Raw genomic sequence first — 21592 nt, 5'->3', positions numbered from 1 at the left:
AGCGAAGCGCAGTTGCAGGTGCGGTACGGGGTGTCCCGGTCCGTCGTGCGTCAGGCCCTCGGCGCCCTGGCCGACGAGGGCCTGATCGAGCGCGGACGTGGCCGCGGCATTACCGTGGCGCCCCGCAGGGAACACCACCGCCTCGTGCACAGAACGTCGGGGCTCTCGGCGCAGCTCGGCAGTACCGGGGCGAGTGTCGGTACCGAGGTGCTGTCGCTGTCCGTGCAGGACGCCGATGCGTCGACGGCGGTCCTCGGGACTCCGCAGGTTCTCTCGCTCGAGCGGCTGCGCACGGCCGACGGCGTACCTATCGCCGTCATTCACACCTGGCTTCCGGTGCCGGCGTTCTCCGAGTTGACCGCCGCGTCCCTACACGACGCGTCCCTCCACGCGGTGCTCGGGGAGAAGTTCGGGGTGCAGATCACCTCTGGAAAGCGGCAGATCCGGGCCGTCCCGGGCGACCAAGACCTGCTGCGGCTGCTGCAGCTGGAGGCGTCATCACCCGTGCTTCTGCTGGAGGGTACGAGCTTTGATCAGTACGGACGACCCGTGGAGGTCTTCTCGACCTGGCACCACCCGGACCATATGGTGTTCGACATCGATATCCAGCGGGAGCCGTCGGTTTCGAGCCTGCCGGTGACTCCAACACCGATGGGGCCGGCCGGAGAAGGCGCTCCTGAAGGCGTTGCCGACCGCGCCCGCGAGTTGGGTCTTGAACTTCTGCATTTAGCTGACGACTTGTCTGGGCATGCCGAATAGTAGTTTTAGGTAGGAACGCAACGGGCACATGCCTCTGGGACCAACAAAACAGCACCCGCGCAGCAGCTGACGTCAGTATCGAAGTCAGACGTGTTGACTTCGATATCGACGCCAGCTACCGTGACTTCATTATCGATGTCGTGAGGGTGGTCAACAATGGCAGTGCGAGGACAGGTTTCCAACGCTGAGGCACTCGGCCGGATGCTCCAGCAGGGGCGCATGCTCCGTGGGCTGAGCCAGCGGCAGTTGGCCGAACAACTCGGCATCGGCCAGAAGTGGGTGTGGGAGATGGAGCAGGGAAAGCCCGGCCTGCTCACCGAACGGCTCTTCGAGATGCTGCGTGCCACTGGAGTCCGCCTCTACGCCGAGATCGACGACCCGGAAGAAGAAGCCGATCCCACGGAGCGATCGAGCGATGGGTGAACTGCGTGTCGAGCTGTACGGGAACCTGGTCGGCTGGCTGACGGTTAGGGACTGGCGCACCTTCGACTTCCGCACCGACCGTTCATGCTTCGACCACTTTGATCTCGGCAGCACGGTCCTGTCCGAATCCGTCCCGCTCGAGCTCGCCGCAAACCGCGCCCGAGCCTCGCGCCGTCGCAACTTCTTCGCCGAACTGCTCCCGGAAGGGCGCATCCTCTCGAACCTCGCCGCGCGGGTGGGAACCCAGGAGTACGACACTCCTGCACTGCTCTCCCACTTCGGGCGCGACGTCGCAGGCGCCCTGCAGATCTGGGATCCCGAGCGCCCTGGCGAGCCACGCCGTCCACGGACCGAGCGCCTGACGGCCGAAGGCATCAGAGAGTTGCTGCAATCCACCACGGCCCAGCCGCTCGCCAACAGTCCGCTCTCAGGGAAGACCTCCCTGGCAGGGGTGCAGGACAAGATCGTCCTGGCGCGGGTCGACGACGACTGGCACCGCGTGCACGACGGCTACCCGTCGACGCACATCGTCAAACCCGCATCACGCGACTACCCCACCATCATCTACGACGAGGAGTACGGAGCCCGCGCTGCCCGAGTACTGGGGTTGGCCGGCACCCGGACGTGGCTGGCCGACTTCGCAGGTGCCCCTGCGCTCGTCATCGAGCGCTTCGATCGATCAAGCTCCGCTCCCACGGGACGCATTCACCAGGAAGACATGAACCAGGCCCTCGGGGCTCACGGCAACGAGAAGTACCAGGAACACGGCGGCAAAGTCAGCCTGCGGCGCATCGCAGACGTGCTCCGCCGCAATGGGGACACCGAGTCCCTTGAACGCCTCCTCGCGATAACCGTCCTCGCCGTCGCCCTCGGCAACCTGGACCTGCATGCAAAAAATCTTTCCCTGCTCCATCATCCCGACGGCCGCTCCGAGCTCGCCCCGGCCTACGACGTCGTACCCATGCGCCACCAGGCCACGGACGGGCGAATGGCCATGGCCGTCAACGGTAGATACCGTCATGCGGACCTGACACGTGCGGACCTCGTCGAAGAGGCAACATCATGGAGGCAGCGGGCACCGGAACCCCTGATCTCGCGAACGCTAGAGGCTCTGGAAGCTTTCGCAGCCGCCGAGGAACCTGACCGACGAGCGCATCCCGGGCTTCAGAATGATGTCCTGACCTTCACGCGAAACCTCCTCACCGGAGAACCTTCGGGATAGCGGACCACGGGGAGGTGAAACTGTGCCGTGAGCACGACGCACCCGCAACGGTCAGCTCCCCAAAAGCTCCTGCACGGCAGCACTGATCTGCACCGTTTCAGCGGCCCGGATGCCGGGACGGCCCGCGACGTGCCCCAGGTCGGACACCAGCGGACGCAGCTTCCCATGCTGCAGGAGCTCCACCTCCTGCTCGCTGTCGGCCTGCGGGAAGTAGAGGTCGGTGCTGCCGGGCATCACGATGGCCTGGGCGGTGATTCCCGCCATCGCGCCCTCGAACCCGCCGGGGTGGTATCTTCCGACGTCGGCCCGCTGCCAGGTCCCGAGCATGGCGAGGAGATCGTTGGCGTCCTCACTCTCATGGTCGGTGGCCCAGCCCCGGATCACCGAGTCCACCGAGGCGTACCCGAGTTCCCGGTACGTCCCCTGGCGGAAGAATTCCTGCGAGTACGCCCACCCCGCGTAGACCGTGCCGAACGCCCGCAACCCCTGCACCGGCGGCGCACTGTAGTGTCCGTGCTGGAACGCCGGGTCGGCCAGCAACGTGGACTTCACTCCCTCGAGGAAGACGAAGTTATGGGGCGAGCACCGTGCCGCTCCGGCAATCGGAAGGATCGCGTTCACCAGGTCCGGGTAGCGGGCCGCCCACTCGTAGGCCTGCAACGCACCGATGGACCAGCCTGCGATCAGGCGGATCCGCTTCACCCCGAGGTGGCTGAGGAGGCGGTGCTGGGCGATCACGTTGTCGGCGATGTCGACGTCGGGAAAGCCCGCCCCCGCAATGTCCGGGTGGGCCCGTGAGGGCGACGTCGACACCCCGTTTCCGAAGAGGTTCACCGCGACGATGAACCATTCCGCAGGGTCGAACAGCCGGTCCGGCCCGATCCACGGTTCATAGCTTGAGGACGTGCCCGTGTAGTAGGAGGGCAGCAGGATGCAGTTGCTGCCCTCGGCGTTGAGTTCGCCGTGAGTCTCATAGGCGAGGTGCCCCGAGGGCAGGTTCGAACCGGAGACCAGCTCGAACCTGCCGAGGTCGAAGTCGGAGCGCATGAGGGATTAGAAGAACTTGAGGTAGCGCTTGATCTCCCACTCGGAGACGTGCGCCTGGTATTCGTCCCATTCCTGGCTCTTGTAGTCGATGTACGCGTTGTACATCTTCTCGCCGAACACCTCGCGGGACAGGCTGTCGGCGGCGAACTCTTCGATGGCCTCGCCCAGGCTGCGGGGAAGCAGGCCGAGGCCGTTGGAGATGATCTCCGCCTCGGTGTAGTTGTACATGTTCTCGGTGTGCGGCTCGCCCGGATCGAGGTTCTCGCGGATGCCCTGCAGGCCGGCGGCGAGAATGATGGCAGCACCGAGGTAGGGGTTGCCGCTGATGTCGGCGGCCCGGCACTCAACACGGCCTCCCACAAGAGGCACTCGGATCATGTTCGTGCGGTTGTTGTTGCCGTAGCTGACGAAGACAGGCGCCCAGGTGGACCCGGACATGCTCCCCTTGCGGACCAGCCGCTTGTAGCTGTTCACCGTCGGGGCGATCACGGCGCAGATGGCGGGCGCGTGCTTGAGCACGCCGGCAATGAACTGGTAGCCGAGCTCGGAGATGCCGGAGCCACGGGGGTCGTTGTCGGTCTCGAAGAGGTTCTCGCCCGTCTCGAGGTCCGCGAGGGACATATTGAAGTGCGCACCGGACCCGCTGCGGTCGGCGAAGGGCTTCGGCATGAAAGTGGCGAAATAGCCGTGCTTGCGGACCATCTCGTTGGCCATGAGGCGGAAGAAGACGGCACGGTCGGCCATGGTGAGCGCATCGGCGTACTTGAAGTCGATCTCGAACTGACCCTGGGCGTCCTCGTGGTCGAAGGAGTAGACGCTCCACCCCATGTCATTCATCGCCTCGACCATCTCGGTGAGCCAGTCGAAGTTGTCGAGTGCCGCAGGAGCCGTGTAGCAGGGCTTGCTCAGGTTGTCCCGGTCGCTGACCTCCACTGGTCCTTCCGGTGTGTCCTTCAGGACGAAGAATTCGGTCTCGATGCCCAGGTTGAAGGTGAATCCAAGCTCCTTGGCGGCCTCGAGCTGGCGCTTGAGGATGTTCCGTGGCGCTGCCTCGAACGGCTTGCCCTCGTGGTAGAGATCGCTGGAGAAGTAGGCGACTTCCTTGCGCCAGGGCAGCTGCACGGCACTGTCGAGGTCGGGCCGCGCCGAGAGCTCCTCGTCGCTGATGTCCTGAGGTAGCCCGTCGAGCGCCGCACCGGTGAAGAGCTCGGACCCCGCCGCCATCTGCGGCAGGTGGGAGAGGGGGACGAACTTCGTCTTGATGTTGCCGTGGAGGTCCACGAAGCTCGACATCGCATACTTGACACCCGCCTCCTGAAGCTTGCGCTGGACGGTTTCGACGGCTGCTTCTGCTGTTGTCACACTCATGTCGATCTCCTGTTCGGGTCGCGGCGCTGACCGATATTTCGATAAGCTATAGAAAGTCTCGCCGAACACAATTTCGATACAGTGTCGAATTTGTTTCGACGGCGTAAAACCTGCAGCCCGCCAGCCCGGATGGTGCGTTCGGCGTACGGCCTGCAGCTAGGCTTCGAGCCGGACCACACAAGGAGTTGGCATGGGATCAGGGAAAACTGCGGGAGCTACGGCCGGCCGGCCCCGCCTCAGCGGTTCAGTCGGCGGGGCTCCGCGCCAGGAAATCATCCGGGAGGCAACGGCCCTGTTCATCGCCAAAGGGTACGCCGAGACGACAATGAGCGAAATCGCCCACGCCGCCGGGCTCCGGCAGTCATCGGTCTACTACTGGTTTGCGCGCAAGGAACACATCCTGCAGGCACTCCTCGAGGAGAACCGCGGCTCCCTCCAGATGGCGCGTGCGCTGGAACCGGCACCGGAGCCGGCAGCAGCAAGGCTCTACGCGGTGCTCCACGCGGACGCCGCCCAACTATGCGCCTCTCCCCTGGACTTCTACGAGTTCGAACGCGTCGCCCGCTCACAGCCCCAGAACTTCGGCGCCTTCTTCGAGGACTACAGCGAGCTGCACCGCCGTGCCGCCTCGATCATCCGGCAGGGCGTCGACTCCGGCGAGCTTCGTGCCGTCGACCCCGAGGCGGCCGCCACCGCCGCTCTCGGACTCAATGAAGGCCTTCAGCGCCACTACCGGCAACCACTCCCCGGGCTGCACACCTACACGGCCGACGACGTCTCCACCCTGAGTGTCGACACCACCCTCGCCTCGCTCCTCCGGAACCATGACGCGCTTCCCGGTGTTCGAACCCAGGCCGCAGGCCTCATGACGGCGAACAGTCCAGCAGAGAGTTAACGCGCTCGTAACGATATCGATATCGCATCGAAAAGGTCGGCATCGAGCATTTAGATAGCGTATCGAAACGCTGGTAACCGCGACTGCCGCGGGGTGCATGCTTCTAGCCGTCATGGAGATTCGAATGGACACTGCTGCAATCGCGGGCAATACGGCGTGGGTTCTGACCGCCGTCATCGCCGTCGCGCTGATGCTCCCGGGGCTCGCCCTCTTCTACGGCGGAATGGTGAGCCGTAGAACCACCATGAACATGATGCTCATGGTGATTGGCGCCTTTTGCGTCGTCGGTGTCCTCTGGGTGGCCTTCGGGTACTCGGCGGTCTTCGGCAACTCGATCGGCGGGGCGGGGTTGCTGGGCAATCCCCTCGAATATGCGGGCCTTGGGCAGCTGCTCACGGCCCCCACCGATGCCGCCCTGCCGCCGCTCGCACTTGCCGCCCTGCATTTGATGTTCGCCGGCCTCACAGCGGGCATCGTTGCCGGTGCCGCGGCCGACCGCATGAAGTTCAGTGCCTGGCTCATCTTTGCTGGTCTGTGGGCCACCCTCGTGTACTTTCCGGTGGCGCACTGGGTGTTCGCCTTCGATTCAGCCGATGGGGCGGTACAGGGCGGCTGGATCGCCAACACCCTGGGCGCCATCGATTACGCCGGAAGCACAGCGATTCACGTCAACTCGGGTGTCGCCGCCCTCGCACTGGCGCTCGTCCTGGGCAAGCGGCGCGCCTGGCCCGTCCAGCCGAAGGCACACAACCTTCCCTTCACGTTGCTGGGCGTAGGGCTCCTGTTCACCGGATGGGTCGGCTTCGACGGCAGCGGCCTGGGTGCCGCTGACAACAACGCGGCAGTCGCCGTCTTCAACACGATTGCCGCCACCTGCGCCGGTGTTTGCGTCTGGCTCCTGGTCGAGCGCATGCGCGACGGACACCCCACGACCCTCGGTGCCTCGTCAGGCGCCATCGCTGCGCTGGTCGCCATCACGCCGTCCTGTGGTGCGGTCACTCCTCTCGGAGCCCTGGCAATCGGTGGCGCGGCCGGTGCCGTCTGCTACTTCGCCGTGTCGCTGAAGTACAAGCTGGGCTTCGATGACGCACTCGACGTCACTGCACTCCACTTCATCGGCGGCGCCGTGGGTGGACTGCTCATCGGCCTCATTGCGACGCCGGAGGCTCCGAGCGGAGCAACTGGCCTGCTCTACGGCGGCGGGTTCGACCTCCTGGGTCGCCAGGCAGTGGCAATCCTCGCAGTCTTTGCCTACACCTTCACCGTGACCTGGGTGCTCGCCACGGTCCTCGATCGGGTCATGGGCATGCGGGTCCCGGCGGACGTCGAAGCACGCGGACTCGATAACGCGCTTCACGCTGAGAACGCCTATGAAAACGGCTCGGACAAGGCCCATTCCCCCCGCGGCCACGCCGAACGGCTGCACCATTTGGAGGAGGCGGACGCAACTGTCGAGCCGGGCATTGAAGGAGAGGTCCCTGCACGGCCCCGCGTTTAGCAACAGGCGGGGGCGCGTCAAATGCGCACCTGCTCCCGGCCCGAGTCCACGCGTGCACTTTCGTCACACCACCACCCGTCCGCTCCACCGTCAATTTCACCTCCTGTGACAGAAGGGGTAGTTGCCTCAGGCAAATCCGGCTAGGGTCGTTGGACCGAGCACGATAATCAAGCTAGGGGATTTCCGATGAAAAGTAGTTCAATAGGTCTCGCAGCAGTAGCAGTTGCAGGGGTCTCACTCTTCTCCGCCTCACCCGCCTGGGCCGTCGGCCTTCCGTTCAATAACTGCGGCGAAGCTGCTGCCGTTGGCGTCTTCAACATTCCTGCAGGAACGCCCGGTTACCAGCTGAAGCTCGATGCTGATCGGGACGGATTCGGCTGCGACGCAGCGGGCACCCCCCCTTACGACGCAAGCATCGTCGCGCGCATCATTCAGGAGAACACGCCCGCGACCACCCCGCCGGCGGTTCCAACCGCAGTTCCAACCCAGATGGGGGAAATGCCCCGAGGTGGTGCTGAAACCGGCGTCGCACAGACCCCCGAGAAGGACCCCACGGGTGTCATTGCCCTCGGGGGCGGGCTGCTCCTTGCAGCACTCGGCGGAACCTATGTGGTCCGCCGTCGTTCCGCCGCCCATTCCTAGACCAACAGCAGGCTCCTGATTCCGGAGCGAGCAGCGAAATGGTCCTGGCCGAGGCAACTCGGCCAGGACCATTTTTTGGCGGGCTGAGCCGCTCATTGAACCGCCCCTGCTGTCGACCTGAAAGCGGCGGGAACGAACCTGCTACTCAGGCGGTCGCATCCATCCGCTTGCCACCCTTGATCACCGAGCGGATAGTCGTCTCCGGCGAAGCCAGCACCGTGACGTCATCGAGGGGATTCTCATTCAGGATCAGCAGGTCCGCAAAGGCACCGGCTGCGACGACGCCCAGTTTCCCCTCGAGGCCGATCAGCTCGGCAGCGGTCACCGTGGCAGAGAGCAGCACTTCCTGGGCCGACTGCACCTGTGCCCGGATGCGGAACTCCTGGCTCTGGTGGATCTGCATCGCACCCAGCAGGTCGGTGCCGAAGACAATCTTCACGCCGCCCTTGTTGGCACGGTCGAGTGCCTCGAGTCCGGCGTGCAGCACGATATCGACTTTCTCGCGGCTGGCAAGCGGCAGGCCTGCCGCTTCCCCGTCAGCCTTAAGCCGCTCGTAGGTGATGAGGGTGGGGACAAGATACGCGTCCTTCTCCACGAAGAGCTTCACACTCTCGTCGTCGATCAGGTTTCCGTGCTCGATGCACCGAACACCGAGCCGCAGACCGCGATTCACGGCGCGGGCGGTGTAAGCGTGGCCGCAGACGTAACGATTTGCACCTTCCGCCTCCTCGACGACGGCGAGGATCTCGCTCTCAGAGAACTGCGTCGAATCCACGCGGTCCGTCGGCGACGCCACACCACCGGACAGCATGATCTTTATATGGTGCGCACCGGTCCGCAGCTGGTCCCGCGAGGCCTTCCGCACGGCGTCGACGCCATCGCAGACGATCCCGATCGAGGGGCAGCACTGATGCGGGTCACTGACGCTCGCACCCATCCCGCGCATGTCCCCATGCCCGCCGGACTGCGACAGCGCCTTGCCGCCGAAGATCACCCGTGGGCCCACGAACAGCTCCTCCTCCACGGCGAGCGCCACACCGTAGTCAGCACCGGCAACGTCGCGGACCGTGGTGAATCCGCGCGCCAGCATCGCCTTGAGGTTGCGCGCGGTGTGGGCGGCGACGTAATTGGGTGACCACTCCCCCATGGCGCCGAGGTCTGCCGTCGCTGCGGTGACGTGGACGTGGCCGTCGATGAGACCCGGCATGACGAACTTGCCCTGCGCATCGATGGTCTCGCCGTCGAAGCCTTCGACGTCGGCCGCTCCGGAGTCACCCACCCAGGTGATGACGCCCTCCTCGATGAGGATGCTTCGACCGGGGGAGGCGGTGCCGTGCTCGATGTCCAGGACCGTTGCGTTTTGGATGTGCAAGTGTTGTGCCGTGGGCATGCTGCTCCTCGTGGTGGGCCGCGGATGAAGCTTCGCGGCATGTCGTCGAGTGACCTTGACTGCCGATATACCTGACACGATGATCACAAGTAATCGACAAACATGCAACATTCGTTGCAAACAGCGCGGCGTATCGTGAGGAGCATTTTTGTTGCAGATCACCGACTGGGTGGATGGCTTGGTCCTGGGACGTAAGGCAAGCCCGGGGATCGAAGCCGTCCTGAACGTCATCCGGCATGACGCCGGCCCGGCCTCCTTCATGTCGACCCAGGAGCTGGCCACCCGGGCGAATATCAACGTGGCAACCGTGGTGCGCGCCGCCCAGTTCCTCGGGTTCTCGGGCTGGTCCGCGCTCAAATCCGAACTCCGCCACCGCTACCTTGCCTCCATGACCGCCGAGAAGCTCCTCGACAGGGACTCATCCCCGGGCTCGGGACCGGCAACCACGTCACTGGCCAGCGATGCCCGGAACATGACGCGGCTGGGCAGATCTCTGGACCCCGACCAGGTAGCGCGGGCCGCTGCAATCATCGCCTCGGCGCAACGCACCATAGTGCTGGCGACGGGAAGTTACGCTGCGGCCGGCTTCCAATTGGCTCACGTGGGCCAATGGATGGGTCGGGACATAGAGCTGCACACCGCACCCGGCACCGCCCTCGTCAACCGCCTGCGGATGCTGGAGCCGGGAGACTGCCTGGTCAGCTGTAACCTATGGCGTGCAAGCAAGTTCGTCCTTGAGGTGGTGCGTGTAGCCGCACAGCGCGGTATCCGCATCGTCGCTCTCGCCGATCGCAAGACCGGCATCACCGACCTTGCCGAGGAAGCCCTGGTGGTTCCCAGCGAGGGTTCCAGCTTCATGCCCTCCACCGTCGCAGCGGTCTCCACCGTGCAGGCGATCCTGGCAGAGCTAGCAGCAGTGGACCCCGCACGGACAACGACGGCACTCCGGCAAACCGAGGAATTGTGGGGCCAACTGGATCTGGTGGACCCCGCCTGATTCCCTGACCCAGGCATGCCGAGGCCTGTCTCATTTGCGTGAACTTCTGCAATAACTATTGCATTCGTGCTTCGGATCAGCGAGACTTCTCTCTAATCGCCGTCCCCTCGGTCACCCTTGAGAGGCTCCTTCATGCAGATAGTGCACGTCATCATCCTGGTGAGTTACATCCTGCTCATGGTCCTGATCGGAGCGTGGTTCAGCCGCAGCAAGACCGTAGCCAACGGCGACGACTTCATGCTGGCGGGCCGCTCCCTGCCCACCCCGGTGCTCGCCGGGACACTCCTCGCAACCTTCGTCGGGTCGGGCTCCATCATCGGTGGAGCAAGCTTCGTGTACACCTACGGGCCGGTCGCGGGGATCTTCTTCTTCGCCGGAACCATCGTGGGCATCGTGTGCCTCTATTTCATGGCGACCAAGGTACGGAGGCAGTCACACCACACCATCCCGGAGATGCTGGAGGACCGCTTCGGCAAGCCCGTGCGCGTACTGGCAACGATCATTATCCTGGTGGCCTTCGTCGGCATCACGGCCTACCAGTTCACCGGAGCCGGTGCCATTCTCAGCATCATCACCCCGCTCAGCACCGCGCAGGGAACGATTGTTGCCGCGATCCTCATCACCTTCCTCGCCCTGGGCGGAGGCCTCAAGTCCGTGGCCTGGACGGACTTCGTATCAGTGATCTTCATCGTCCTCGCGCTGGTGGGTACCCTTGCCGTCGTCTTCATCAACGACGTCGGCGGCGTCGGTAACTACGTGGACCGCCTTGACCCCGCGCTGACCTCGCTTACGGGCAGCCTGACGCCGATCCAGCTGCTGGGCTATTTCCTGCCCCTGTTCCTGCTCATCCTCGGCGATCAGAACATGCACCAGCGTCTCGCGGCAGGACAGGATGAAGGCACTGCTCGACGAGCGACCATCGCGTTCTTCGGCGGCGCCGTCGTCATCCTGGGAACGATCATCTTTCTCGCATCAATGTCCTCGTTCCTGCTTCCGGACATCGATCCGGGACAGGCGATCCTCGGCCTGGCCGGAACGGATCTTGTGCCACTGGGAATCGGCGGCATGCTGCTTGCCGGAGCGTTCGCGCTGATCGTGACCACCGGGTCCTCCTACCTCCTGACATGCTCAGGCAACATCGTGTACGACCTCGCCTTCCAGCGGAAGAACGCTGTTGCCAACCCGGACAGGGCCCTGAAGCTCGGACGCTGGGCTGTCCTCGCGGTAACCGTTCTCGCCTACGTGATGGGCCAGTTCTTCCCGAGCGTCCTCGCGCTGCAGATGTACGCCTACACCATGTATGGGGTGGCAATCACGCCCGTTGTCCTGGCAGCACTGTTCTGGAAGCGGGCCACCTCGAAGGGGGCAATCGCCGGAATGGTGGTCGGTGGAGTGGTCACTGTGGTGTGGCAGGTGAGCAGCATGTCGGCCGATGTCAACGCCGTCGTCGTCGCCCTGCCGGCAGCCGTCATCGCCCTCGTAGCCGTGAGCCTCGCGACGAAGGACAGGCGCGGAATACCCGCTGGCAATGATCCCGCCGAGTCGCCGGTCCTGGCCGAGCGCGAAATGTAGCCGCTGCGCGTCGCCCCCGGCGTCGCCGGACCTCCCGATGGAAGGGACGGGCTACGATCAGGACGGGCACGCCGGGGTGTCCTCGACCCGGCATCACCCGATCAGGCGGCGTTCGACAACGCCACGCCGCTTGGGAAATCATATGGCTCTGTCGCCGGTCGCGCCCGGCAGCCGGGAGCCGAGCTACTGCGCCGGGCATGACCTTTCAGGCGCCAACGGCCGGTAACGCCGGTTACTACGAGGAGACATGATGACGTACGAACTGCGCACCTACACCGCTGCCCCGGGCAAGATGGACGCCCTGATGGAGCGGTTCCGCGAATCCACCATTGACCTCTTCACCGAGCATTCCATGACAAGCCTCGGTTACTGGACTCCGGTCGGTACTCCGAACGTCCTGATCTACCTCCTTCGGCACGAGGGGGCTCCGAAGGCGAACTGGACAGCATTCGGAGCCGATCAACGGTGGATCGATGCGAAGTCGGCATCTGAAGCGGACGGCGTCCTGGCGGCGAAGATCGAGTCGGTCCTGCTGGAAGCGACGGATCTCCACCCCATCGCGGAGGCGAAGTAACCACCACTGCTTGCTCCTCCTGCTTGAAGCTCCCGGCAGTCGGCCCTCCGCCTTCCGAGGGTCCGGCATCATCGCGGTCGACAACGATGGAACTGCCGCCAACTGCTTCGGCTGATGAGGCAAGCAGGAACATTTCGGGCCAACCGCGTCGATCGGAGCATCGTCCCGTAGGACCAGCCCAATGGCACAAGGACCAGCACCACGGACCCAGCGACGTCCTCGAGGCTTCGCAGGACGTTGACGCGTTCCCCGGCCTGCTTCCCCTACCCAGTTTCAATCGACCCTCCCCGGTTTCAATCGGCCCTCCCCGGACTGACGCTGCATGTTGTGATTCAGCGCACATGGCTATAGGATTTGTGGAGTTCCTATATTTGGAGGAAGTTTCACAGTGCAGAACCATCGACGTTTCTCCGCACAGCACCTGAACCGTTTCGCCCATGAGGTCCTTACCGCACGCGGCGTACCGACAGCCGACGCACATCTCACCGCCCGCTCCCTGGTCCAGGCCGACCAGCGCGGCATCTACTCCCACGGCCTGCTCCGCCTTCCCCTGTATTCAGAAGCACTCCGGCTCGGTGGCATCAACCCCACCCCGTCGATGAGCTTCAGCACACAGAAGGCCGGCGTGGCCGTGCTCGACGCCGACGCCGCGCTGGGCCAGGTAGCCATGCAGGCCGCCGTGGACCGCGTGCTCGAAGTGGGACGATCGCAGGGAATTGCCGCCGTCGCCGTGCACAACAGCAGCCACTACGGCGCCGGTGCGTTCTGGAGCGACCAGCTGGCCGGGGCCGGTTTCCTCTGCTTCCTCACCTCGTCCACCGGCCCCGTCGTCGCGCCCCACGGCGGAGCAGAGAAGGTCCTCGGTACGAACCCGCTCACCCTGGGCGCACCGAGCGCCGACGGGTGGCCCCTCACCGCGGACCTCGCCACCAGCAACGGCGCCTATGGCAAGGTCATCGCGGCCAGGAATGAAGGCACGGCACTGCCCGAGGGCTGGGCGGTCGACGCCGCGGGAAATCCCACCACCGACCCGGTGGCGGCGGCCGAGGGGTCGATGATCCCGTTCGGCGGCCACAAAGGCTCCGCCGTCGCCGTGCTGCTCGAAGCCTTCGCGGCGTCCCTGACCGACGCCACCTTCGCCTTCGAAACCGTCGACATCTGGTCAAACCCGGCATCACGCATGAACAACGGGCACCTCCTGATCGGGATCGACAGCGCGGCCTTCACCGGTCGTGGCCGCACCGAGGCGCGCGTCGCCGAGCTCCAGCAGCACGTGCGCGCCTCCGGCCCCTCCGACCGCACGGTCCACTCTCCCGGCGACCCCGAGCGGATCCGCGAGTCCGAGGCGGAAGGCATCACCCTGCCCGCTTCCACCGCTGACCAGCTCGCCCAACTCGCCGACCAGCTCTCCCTCCAGCCCGTCCCGTCCCACACCTAACCCACCAGCAGTTCCTTCGGAAGGATCAAGCAATGAAGCTCGGACACTCCAACCCCACCCCCGGCAACCGTCGTCGTCGCACCAGCGCCGCCCTCGGCCTGGCCGCAAGTGCGGCCCTGCTGCTCTCCGGCTGCAATGTCGGAGAACCTGTTGACCGCGATGACGTGCAGGCCGTCGATGCGGACGCCAAGACGCTGCGCCTGGCCCACGTCTATGACGCCGGACACCCGGTCGAGGAATGCGGGATCAGCACCCTCAAGGAGGAACTCGACGGCAGTGGACTGCAGATCGAAAGCTTCCCCGCGGCCCAGCTGGGCAACGAGTCGGAATCACTCGAGCAGGTTGCCTCCGGCGCCCTCGACATGGCCGTGGCCGGCCCGTCCTTCCTCGGCGTGTGGGATGAAAACGCCGCGGTACTCGACGGCGCCTACCTCTTCGAGGACGTGGACCACTTCGTGGAAACGGTTGAGGGCGACACCATGAAGGGCGTCTTCGACGACCTTTACGAGAGCTCCGACATCAAGGTCCTCTCCAGCTGGTACTACGGCACCCGGCAGGTCACCGCCAACAAGGAGATCAAGACCGCGGAAGACTTCGCCGGCCTGAAGATTCGCACCCCGAACGCCCCCCTCTACCTCGAGAACATCAAGGCGATGGGCGGAACTGCCACCCCGATGGCCCTCGATGAGGTGTACCTGGCGCTGCAGCAGGGCGTGATCGACGCGCAGGAGAACCCGATTCCCACCATCGCCACCGCCAAGTTCAATGAGGTGCAGGACTACATCAACCTGACCGGCCACATGATCCAGGGCGTCCAGATCACCACCGGCCGAACGGTCTACGAAGGCCTGACCGACGACGAGCGTTCGGCCCTCGAAGGCGCTATGGAAGCCGCCGCCGAGGCCACCCGCGAATGCGTCGAGGAGCAGGAACAGAGCATCCTCGAGGAGTGGAAGGCCGGCGACGGCATCCAGGTCAACGAGGATGTGGACCGCGAAGCCTTCGCTGCCGCCGCCGAGGAAGCCATGCTCCAGCAGCCGTGGGGCGATCTGTACCAGGAAATCAAGGACAGGCAGTGACAGGCACCCCACGCCCGGAGCCTTCCAATGAGAACAACATCGCCTCGGGGTACACCGTTCCACAGGAGCCCGATGAACCGGACTTTCCCGAACAGCACAGCAAGCCCTACCGCCTCCTGGTCAATGTGGAGCGTGCCGCGGCCTGCGGCTTCCTCGTCCTGACCCTCGGCCTGATCATGGTGCAGGTGGTGAGCCGCTACGTCTTCAACTCGCCCTTCACCTGGACCGAGGAACTGGCCCGGTTCGCCCTGATCTGGTTCACGTTCATCTCCGCGGGCTTCGTCATGGCGCGCCGCATCCATATCGCGGTGGACCTCGTGGCCAGCAAGCTGGGCCGGAGGGGCACGATCGTACTGGATACCTTCGCGCTCGTCGCCGTCGTCGTCACCGCCGGGGTGATGACGGTTGCGGGCGTCGCCTTCGCCATCGAAGCCGACCGGCTGCTCGCGCCGGCCACCTCACTGCCGATGAGCCTCGTCTACAGCGCTGCGGTGGCCGGCTTCGGGCTGATCTTCCTTCACGCCGTCCTGCACATCTACCTCAATATCCGCCATCCCGAAGTGGTTCCGGATGCCATGGAAAACCTCGAGCGGGAAGCGGTTTAGGACCCTACTATGACTCTCCTCATCATGCTGATCGCCCTGCTGGTGCTGCTCGCGCTCAAGGTGCCGGTGTCCTTCGCGCTCCTGATCCCCTCGGTGGCCTACGTCATCATGGACCCGACTGCGCGGGTGGGCACCGCCCTCCAGCAGACGGTCTCCGGCATCGACAGCTTCGCCATCCTGGCCGTGCCGATGTTCATCCTGCTCGGCAACCTGGCAAACGTCTCCGGTGTCACCGACAAGCTCTACGACGCCGCCGTGGCGGCCATCGGCCACCTGCGCGGCAGCCTCGGCTACGTCAACGTCGCCACCAGCTTCGGCTTCTCCTGGATGAGCGGCGCCGCGATCGCCGACGCCGCCGCCATGGGCAGGGTGCAGGTGCCCGCCATGGTGGAGCGCGGCTACAAGAAGGAATTCGCCCTCGGGGTGACGGGGGCGTCGAGCCTCATTGCGCCCATGATTCCGCCGAGCATTCCCGCCGTCATCTACGCCGTCACGGCCGGTGTCTCCGTGGGCGCCCTCTTCATGGCGGGAATCCTTCCCGCACTGGTGCTCGTGTTCTCGCTGTGCCTCACCGTGTGGATCCTCATGCGCAAACGCGAGGAACTGCGACTGCCGAAGTCGTCCTGGAAAGTCCGCGGACGCACGGCGGTGGCTGCGCTTCCTGCCGCCGGTTCCGCCGTCGTCATTCTCGGCGGCATCCTCAGCGGCATCTTCACCCCCACCGAGGCCAGCGGCATCGGCGTCATCTACATCCTCATCCTCGCCCTTGCCTACGGGGCGCTCTCCTGGCGCAAGATGTACCGCACGCTGCTGACCACGGTGGAAACCTCGGGCTCGGTCCTGCTGATCGTCGCCGCGGCCGCCCTCTTCGGATGGGTCCTGGCACGCGAGCAGGCACCGCAGGTTGCGGCCAACCTCATCCTGGAGATCACGAACCAGCCGATCTTCTTCCTGATCCTCGTCAACGTGCTGCTGCTCCTGGTGGGCTGCGTGCTGGAGCCCACCGCCGCGATCCTGATCCTTGTTCCGGTCCTGCTGCCGGTCGCGGAAACCTTCGGCATCGACCCGGTGCACTTCGGCATCATGGTGATCTTCAACCTGCTGATCGGCCTGATCACGCCTCCGGTGGGGCTCGTGCTGTTCGTGCTCTCCAGCGTCACCAAGGCACCCGTCCCCATGGTGATCAAGGGCATCCTGCCGTTCTTCGCCCCCATGGTGCTGACCCTGCTGGTCATCACCTTCTTTCCCGCCCTCACGCTTGGCCTGCCCACGCTGCTCGGCTTCCTCTGACCACCCCGAAACGCAAGGAATCCCATGTCCCGTATCACCTCCGTCACCACCACTGACGTGCGCTTTCCCACCTCCCTCGACCTCGACGGGTCCGACGCCGTCAATGTGGACCCCGACTACTCGGCGGCCTATGTAGACATCGTCACGGACGACGGCGAGCACGGCTACGGCCTCGTTTTCACCTGCGGCCGTGGCAACGAACTCGTCACGGCCGGCATGGACAGCTACGGCGAACTTCTGGTCGGCAAGGACACCGACGAGCTGGTCAACAATCTCGGCGACGCCTCCCGCCGCCTGGTCCACGATTCACAGATGCGCTGGCTGGGCCCCGAAAAAGGTGTGTCGCATATGGCCTGCGGCGGGCTGGTGAATGCGCTCTGGGACATCCGCGCCCGGCGCGAGAACAAGCCACTGTGGCTGCTGCTGAGTGAAATGCCGGTCGATGAGATCGTCAGCGCGGTGGACTTCACCCACATCGGCAACGCGCTCACCCCGGCCGATGCCACGGACATCCTGCAGCGCGGCCAGGAGGGCAAGGAAGCACGCATTCTCGAACTGCGCGAGAACGGCTACCCCGCCTACACCACGACGCCGGGCTGGCTGGGCTACAGCGACGAGAAGCTCGTGCGGCTCTCCAAGGAGGCCGTGGCGGACGGCTTCGGCATGATCAAGCTGAAGGTCGCGGGCAGCATCGAGGACGACCGCCGCCGTCTGGGTCTGGCCCGTGAGGCAGTGGGTCCGGACGTGCGGATCGCCATCGACGCCAACCAGCGCTGGGAGGAGCAGGAAGCCATCGACTGGGTCAACCAGCTCCAGGACTTCAACCCGTACTGGATCGAAGAGCCCACCAGCACGGACGACATCCTGGCCCACGCGGCCATCCGCAAGGCCGTCCATCCCATCAAGGTGGCCACCGGCGAAGCGGTCCAGAGCCGCATCATCTTCAAGCAGCTGCTGCAGGCCGGCGCGATCGACATCATGCAGATCGACTCCACCCGGGTGGCCGGTGTGAACGAGAACATCGCGAACCTGCTCCTCGCCGCGCGCTTCGACACGCCGGTCTGCCCGCATGCCGGCGGCGTGGGCCTGTGCGAACTGGTGCAGCACTTCTCCTTCTTCGACTACGCCGCGATCACCGGTTCCATGGACGACCGCGTCATCGAATTCGTCGACCACCTGCACGAGCACTTCACGGAGCCCGCCGTCGTGTCCAACGGCCGCTACCAGGCGCCGAAGCTTCCCGGCGTCGGTGCCCGGATGCTGGAGCAGTCCACCGCTCGCTGGACCTACCCGTCAGGAGCGGGCTGGCAGGAACTGAACGCCCGCTGATCCGCCTCCGAAAGGAATCTCCCATGACCACCACTTTGACCATCGCCACAACTCCCGAGCAGGTGGACGCCGCCGCGCAGGAAGCGCACACTGCGTTCCTCCTGGTCGCGGGCGAGGAACCCGCTGCCCGTGCCGGCCGGCTTCATGCCATCGCCGACGCACTCCGGAACAATGCCGAAGAACTCGTCCGGCTCGGCACGGAGGAAACCCACCTGGCCGAGGCACGGCTGCAGGGCGAACTGCGCCGCTCGGCGTTCCAGCTGGACCTGTTCGCCGACGAGGTGCGCTCCGGCGTCGCCATCGATGCCACCATCGACCACGCCGACCCCGACTGGGGTATGGGCCCGCGGCCCGATATCCGCCGGGTCAACGTGCCCCTCGGCGTCGTCGGCGTCTTCGGTGCGTCGAACTTCCCGTTCGCGTTCAGCGTGATGGGCGGCGACAGCGCAGCCGCCCTGGCAGCCGGTTGCGCCGTCCTGCACAAGATCCATCCGGGCCACCGCCGGCTTGCTGTGCGGACCGCCGAGATCGTGATCGAAGCGCTTCGGGACGCCGGTGCGCCGGAGGGGCTGTTCGCCGTCGTCGACGGCCGTCCGGCCGCCGAGGCGCTGGTGGATCATCCGCTGGTGAAGGCGATCGGGTTCACCGGTTCCACCGCGGGCGGACGTGCCCTGTTCGACCGCGCCAACGCACGACCGGTGCCCATCCCCTTCTACGGCGAACTGGGCAGCATCAACCCGGTGTTCGTGCTCCCGTCGGCCTGGGAGAACCGCTCCAAGGACATCCTCGCCGGGTTCGCCGGCTCCTTCACCATGGGCATGGGCCAGTTCTGCACCAAACCCGGAGTGCTGTTCGTGCCGGACACGGCAACCCCTGAGCAGCTGCGCACCTCGCTCGCCGGCGCCTTGCAGGCGGCCCCACTGGCCCCGCTGCTGACCCCTGGCCTGCGCGAGGGCTTCGGCCAGGCCCGGGACGAAGTCGCAGCCGCCGACGGCGTCGAGGCCCTGATCCAGGGATCCGACGAGGAGGCTCCCTCCCCCACCGTGCTGCTGGTTGACGCCGAGACCATCGCCCGCAATCCCGAGGTGCTGCACCGCGAGATGTTCGGCCCCGCCGCCGTGGTGGTCCGCTACCGCGGCGGCGCGGACCTGCCGCAATTCGCCCGGCAGATGGAAGGCCAGCTGACGGCCACCATCCAGGCGGACGACGGCGACAACGCCGCCGAACTGCTGGACACCCTCACCGGAATCGCCGGGCGAGTGCTGTGGAACGGCTGGCCCACCGGCGTCACGGTCTCCTACGCCCAGCAGCACGGCGGTCCGTACCCGGCGACGACGGCGCCCGGCACCACGTCGGTGGGCACCGCGGCGATCGGCCGGTTCCTGCGGCCGGTGGCTTATCAGGACGTACCGGATGCCGCCCTGCCGCCGGCGCTGCGGGACAGCAACCCGTGGCGCATCGCGCGCCGTATCGACGGCCGTTTCGAATCCGCGGGCGGGGCACAGTGAACGCGCCTGACGCACTTCCCCTCCTGCCCGAGGATTCCGGGGACGCCGTGCTGATCGGGCGTCTCTGGGACCCCGAGACGCGCGGCCCCCGACCGGTGCTGGTGCGCGATGATGACCTGGTGGACCTTTTCGATCATGCCCACACGGTCTCGGCGCTGCTCAACAGCGCTGACCCGCTCGCAGTGCTGGAGCAGGCGCTCGCCGCCGGTCCACGCCGGTGGAAGCTGGCCGACGTCGTGGCCGGCGCGGAAGAATCGGGCCGCTCCCGTCACGGCAGCGAAAGCAGTGCCGGGAGTTACTCCGGACGGGATCCCGCCGGGCCCCGCCTGCTGGCGCCGGTGGACCTGCAGGCGGTGAAGGCCTGCGGCGTCACCTTCGTGGACAGCATGATCGAGCGGGTCATCGAGGAGCGCTGCACGGGAGACCTCACCCTGGCCGACCAGATGCGTACGCAGGTGCTGCAGGCCATCGGCGGCAGCCTGGCCGGCGTCCGTCCCGGATCGGCAGAGGCGGCGCGTGTCAAGGAAGTGCTGGTGCGGGAGGGCTTCTGGTCGCAGTACCTGGAGGTCGGCATCGGCCCGGACCCGGAGGTTTTCACCAAGGCCCCGGTGCTCGCCGCGGTGGGCTCCGGCGAGCGGATCGGCATTCCCGCCTTCTCTTCCTGGAACAACCCGGAACCCGAGCTGGCGCTGGTGGTGGACAGCCTGGGGCAGGTGCGTGGCTGCACCCTCGGCAACGATGTCAACCTGCGCGATGTCGAGGGCCGCAGCGCACTGCTTCTCGGGATGGCTAAGGACAACACCGGTTCAGCTGCGCTCGGGCCGTTCATCCGGTTGTTCGATGATGCCTACACGCTCGACGACGCCCGCTCGGAGACCATCAGCCTCACCGTGCGCGGCGACGACGGCTATACCCTCACCGGAACCAACAGCGTGCGGCGGCTGAGCCGGCCGTTCGAGGAACTGGTGGGTGCTGCCTACGGAAGCCACCACCAGTACCCCGACGGCTTCGTGCTTTACACCGGCACCCTGTTCGCACCGAGCGAGGACCGCGACTCCCCGGGCATGGGATTCACGCACAAGGCAGGCGACGTGGTCCACATCAGCAGCGCCAGGCTCGGTACACTGACCAACATGGTGGCGCCAACGGAGGACCTCGACCCCTGGACCTTCGGCATCGGCAGCCTGATGGACTACGTGATGGCGAACGCCACCAGCAACGCCGGGCTTGCGGGCGGGCGATGAGCAGCCTCGTCGGCGACGTCGAGGTCCGAAGCCGTTCCACCCACGATGTCTACGGTGCGCTGCGGGCCAAGATCCTGGACCTGCAACTGCCGCCGGACGGCAAGGTCAACATCGACGCCCTGGCCCGCGAGTTCGGTGTCTCCCAGACACCGGTGCGCGAGGCACTGAGCCAACTCGAGGGTGACAACCTCATCGTCAAGACCCCGGGCAAGGGCTACCGGACCACTCCCCTGCTGGGCACCACGGAATTGCGTGAACTGTTTGAATTCCGGCTCCTCGTGGAACCGTGGGCAGCGCGCGCGTCGGCCGTCAACCGGCTGAGCAACCCCGGGCATGCGCTGCAGTCTTCCCTGAAGGAGTTCGAGGACAGCTCGGCATCGGGGGGCAGCGTCCGGCACCTGCTGGTGGCTCACGACACGCAGTTCCACGACCGCATCCTCAGTGCCAGCAGCAATGAATTCGCGCTGCACGCGTACCGCGCCACGCACTGCCACCTGCATCTGTTCCGCCTGCATCCTGCGGACTACCGGGGTTCACAGACCGTGGATGAGCATCGCGGCATTGTGGAGGCCATCCGGGCCTGCGATCCCGATGCTGCCGAAGCGGCGATGCACCAGCACCTGATCGGTGCGTATCACCGGTTCAATGAAGCGTTTGCCCAGGACGGCGGCACCGGCTTGCGTATTCCTCCGCCGGCCCAGCTGTGCTGAGA

The 21592-nt window shown here is 65.7% G+C and carries 20 protein-coding genes; 17 read left to right on the top strand and 3 right to left on the bottom strand.

What is annotated here, in order from left to right:
- The 3 genes from Y704_RS20430 to Y704_RS0110410 all read left to right on the top strand — a co-directional run.
- Positions 1-759: GntR family transcriptional regulator (locus Y704_RS20430; protein WP_035772349.1), on the top strand; the 759-nt coding region annotated here is incomplete at its 5' end.
- 156 nt (positions 760-915) lie between these two features.
- On the top strand, positions 916-1182 hold the full coding sequence (locus Y704_RS0110415; RefSeq protein WP_026550080.1) for a helix-turn-helix domain-containing protein: 267 nt from the start codon (positions 916-918) through the stop codon (positions 1180-1182).
- Positions 1175-2404 carry a type II toxin-antitoxin system HipA family toxin gene (locus Y704_RS0110410; RefSeq protein WP_026550079.1) on the top strand — a complete coding sequence of 410 codons (1230 nt, stop codon included), beginning with the start codon at positions 1175-1177 and terminating at the stop codon, positions 2402-2404. The genes Y704_RS0110415 and Y704_RS0110410 overlap by 8 nt, the downstream gene beginning before the upstream one ends.
- Positions 2405-2455: 51 nt before the next feature.
- Here Y704_RS0110410 and Y704_RS0110405 read toward each other — a convergent pair whose 3' ends face one another.
- Both Y704_RS0110405 and glnT read right to left on the bottom strand, forming a co-directional pair.
- Complete coding sequence (locus tag Y704_RS0110405; RefSeq protein WP_026550078.1) at positions 2456-3451, bottom strand: alpha/beta fold hydrolase; 996 nt, start codon at positions 3449-3451, stop codon at positions 2456-2458.
- 6 nt (positions 3452-3457) lie between these two features.
- Positions 3458-4819, bottom strand: a complete 1362-nt coding sequence (gene glnT, locus Y704_RS0110400) for a type III glutamate--ammonia ligase (RefSeq protein ID WP_026550077.1) — start codon at positions 4817-4819, stop codon at positions 3458-3460.
- 190 nt (positions 4820-5009) lie between these two features.
- On the opposite strand from glnT, the gene Y704_RS0110395 reads away from it, so the two are divergent.
- From Y704_RS0110395 to Y704_RS24015, 3 genes are all read left to right on the top strand, one after another.
- A complete protein-coding gene (locus tag Y704_RS0110395) occupies positions 5010-5714 on the top strand; it encodes a TetR/AcrR family transcriptional regulator (protein ID WP_026550076.1) in 705 nt (234 codons plus the stop codon).
- 124 nt (positions 5715-5838) lie between these two features.
- On the top strand, positions 5839-7212 hold the full coding sequence (locus tag Y704_RS20425) for an ammonium transporter (RefSeq protein ID WP_081747555.1): 1374 nt from the start codon (positions 5839-5841) through the stop codon (positions 7210-7212).
- A gap of 186 nt (positions 7213-7398) precedes the next feature.
- Positions 7399-7854 (top strand): excalibur calcium-binding domain-containing protein, encoded by a 456-nt coding sequence (locus tag Y704_RS24015; protein WP_051476922.1) that lies wholly within the window; start codon positions 7399-7401, stop codon positions 7852-7854.
- Between the two features lie 145 nt (positions 7855-7999).
- On the opposite strand, the gene Y704_RS0110375 is transcribed toward Y704_RS24015, so the two are convergent.
- Positions 8000-9244: a metal-dependent hydrolase family protein gene (locus Y704_RS0110375; RefSeq protein ID WP_026550075.1), complete on the bottom strand. Its 1245-nt coding sequence runs from the start codon at positions 9242-9244 to the stop codon at positions 8000-8002.
- A gap of 148 nt (positions 9245-9392) precedes the next feature.
- Here Y704_RS0110375 and Y704_RS0110370 point away from each other — a divergent pair, with 148 nt between their 5' ends.
- The 11 genes from Y704_RS0110370 to Y704_RS0110315 all read left to right on the top strand — a co-directional run bounded on the left by Y704_RS0110370 (position 9393) and on the right by Y704_RS0110315 (position 21590).
- On the top strand, positions 9393-10241 hold the full coding sequence (locus tag Y704_RS0110370) for a MurR/RpiR family transcriptional regulator (RefSeq protein WP_155850323.1): 849 nt from the start codon (positions 9393-9395) through the stop codon (positions 10239-10241).
- Positions 10242-10373: 132 nt separating this feature from the next.
- Positions 10374-11813 (top strand): sodium:solute symporter family protein, encoded by a 1440-nt coding sequence (locus Y704_RS0110365; RefSeq protein ID WP_026550073.1) that lies wholly within the window; start codon positions 10374-10376, stop codon positions 11811-11813.
- A gap of 250 nt (positions 11814-12063) precedes the next feature.
- Positions 12064-12387, top strand: coding sequence for an NIPSNAP family protein (locus tag Y704_RS20415; protein WP_051476920.1), 324 nt, complete (start codon positions 12064-12066; stop codon positions 12385-12387).
- A gap of 388 nt (positions 12388-12775) precedes the next feature.
- Positions 12776-13825 (top strand): Ldh family oxidoreductase, encoded by a 1050-nt coding sequence (locus Y704_RS0110350; protein ID WP_081747553.1) that lies wholly within the window; start codon positions 12776-12778, stop codon positions 13823-13825.
- 32 nt (positions 13826-13857) lie between these two features.
- Positions 13858-14904 (top strand): DctP family TRAP transporter solute-binding subunit, encoded by a 1047-nt coding sequence (locus Y704_RS0110345; RefSeq protein WP_026550071.1) that lies wholly within the window; start codon positions 13858-13860, stop codon positions 14902-14904.
- Entirely contained in the window at positions 14901-15509 is a 609-nt protein-coding gene (locus Y704_RS0110340) for a TRAP transporter small permease (protein ID WP_026550070.1), read from the top strand. The genes Y704_RS0110345 and Y704_RS0110340 overlap by 4 nt, the downstream gene beginning before the upstream one ends.
- 9 nt (positions 15510-15518) lie before the next feature.
- The gene (locus tag Y704_RS0110335; RefSeq protein WP_026550069.1) at positions 15519-16799 is read left to right on the top strand and encodes a TRAP transporter large permease; all 1281 of its coding nucleotides are present in this window, start codon (positions 15519-15521) and stop codon (positions 16797-16799) included.
- A gap of 24 nt (positions 16800-16823) precedes the next feature.
- Positions 16824-18128, top strand: a complete 1305-nt coding sequence (locus Y704_RS0110330) for an enolase C-terminal domain-like protein (protein WP_026550068.1) — start codon at positions 16824-16826, stop codon at positions 18126-18128.
- A gap of 23 nt (positions 18129-18151) precedes the next feature.
- On the top strand, positions 18152-19636 hold the full coding sequence (locus Y704_RS0110325) for an aldehyde dehydrogenase (NADP(+)) (protein WP_026550067.1): 1485 nt from the start codon (positions 18152-18154) through the stop codon (positions 19634-19636).
- The gene (locus tag Y704_RS0110320; RefSeq protein ID WP_026550066.1) at positions 19633-20880 is read left to right on the top strand and encodes a fumarylacetoacetate hydrolase family protein; all 1248 of its coding nucleotides are present in this window, start codon (positions 19633-19635) and stop codon (positions 20878-20880) included. The genes Y704_RS0110325 and Y704_RS0110320 overlap by 4 nt, the downstream gene beginning before the upstream one ends.
- Entirely contained in the window at positions 20877-21590 is a 714-nt protein-coding gene (locus Y704_RS0110315; protein ID WP_026550065.1) for a GntR family transcriptional regulator, read from the top strand. Before Y704_RS0110320 ends, Y704_RS0110315 begins: the two co-directional genes overlap by 4 nt.
- Positions 21591-21592 lie beyond the last annotated feature (2 nt).

Origin of the sequence: Arthrobacter sp. Br18 (genome assembly GCF_000520555.1) — a bacterium.
In the GTDB taxonomy this organism is placed as follows: domain Bacteria; phylum Actinomycetota; class Actinomycetes; order Actinomycetales; family Micrococcaceae; genus Arthrobacter_D.
Note: the sequence above shows the minus strand (reverse complement) of the source record. Positions and strands in the feature narration are given on the sequence as shown.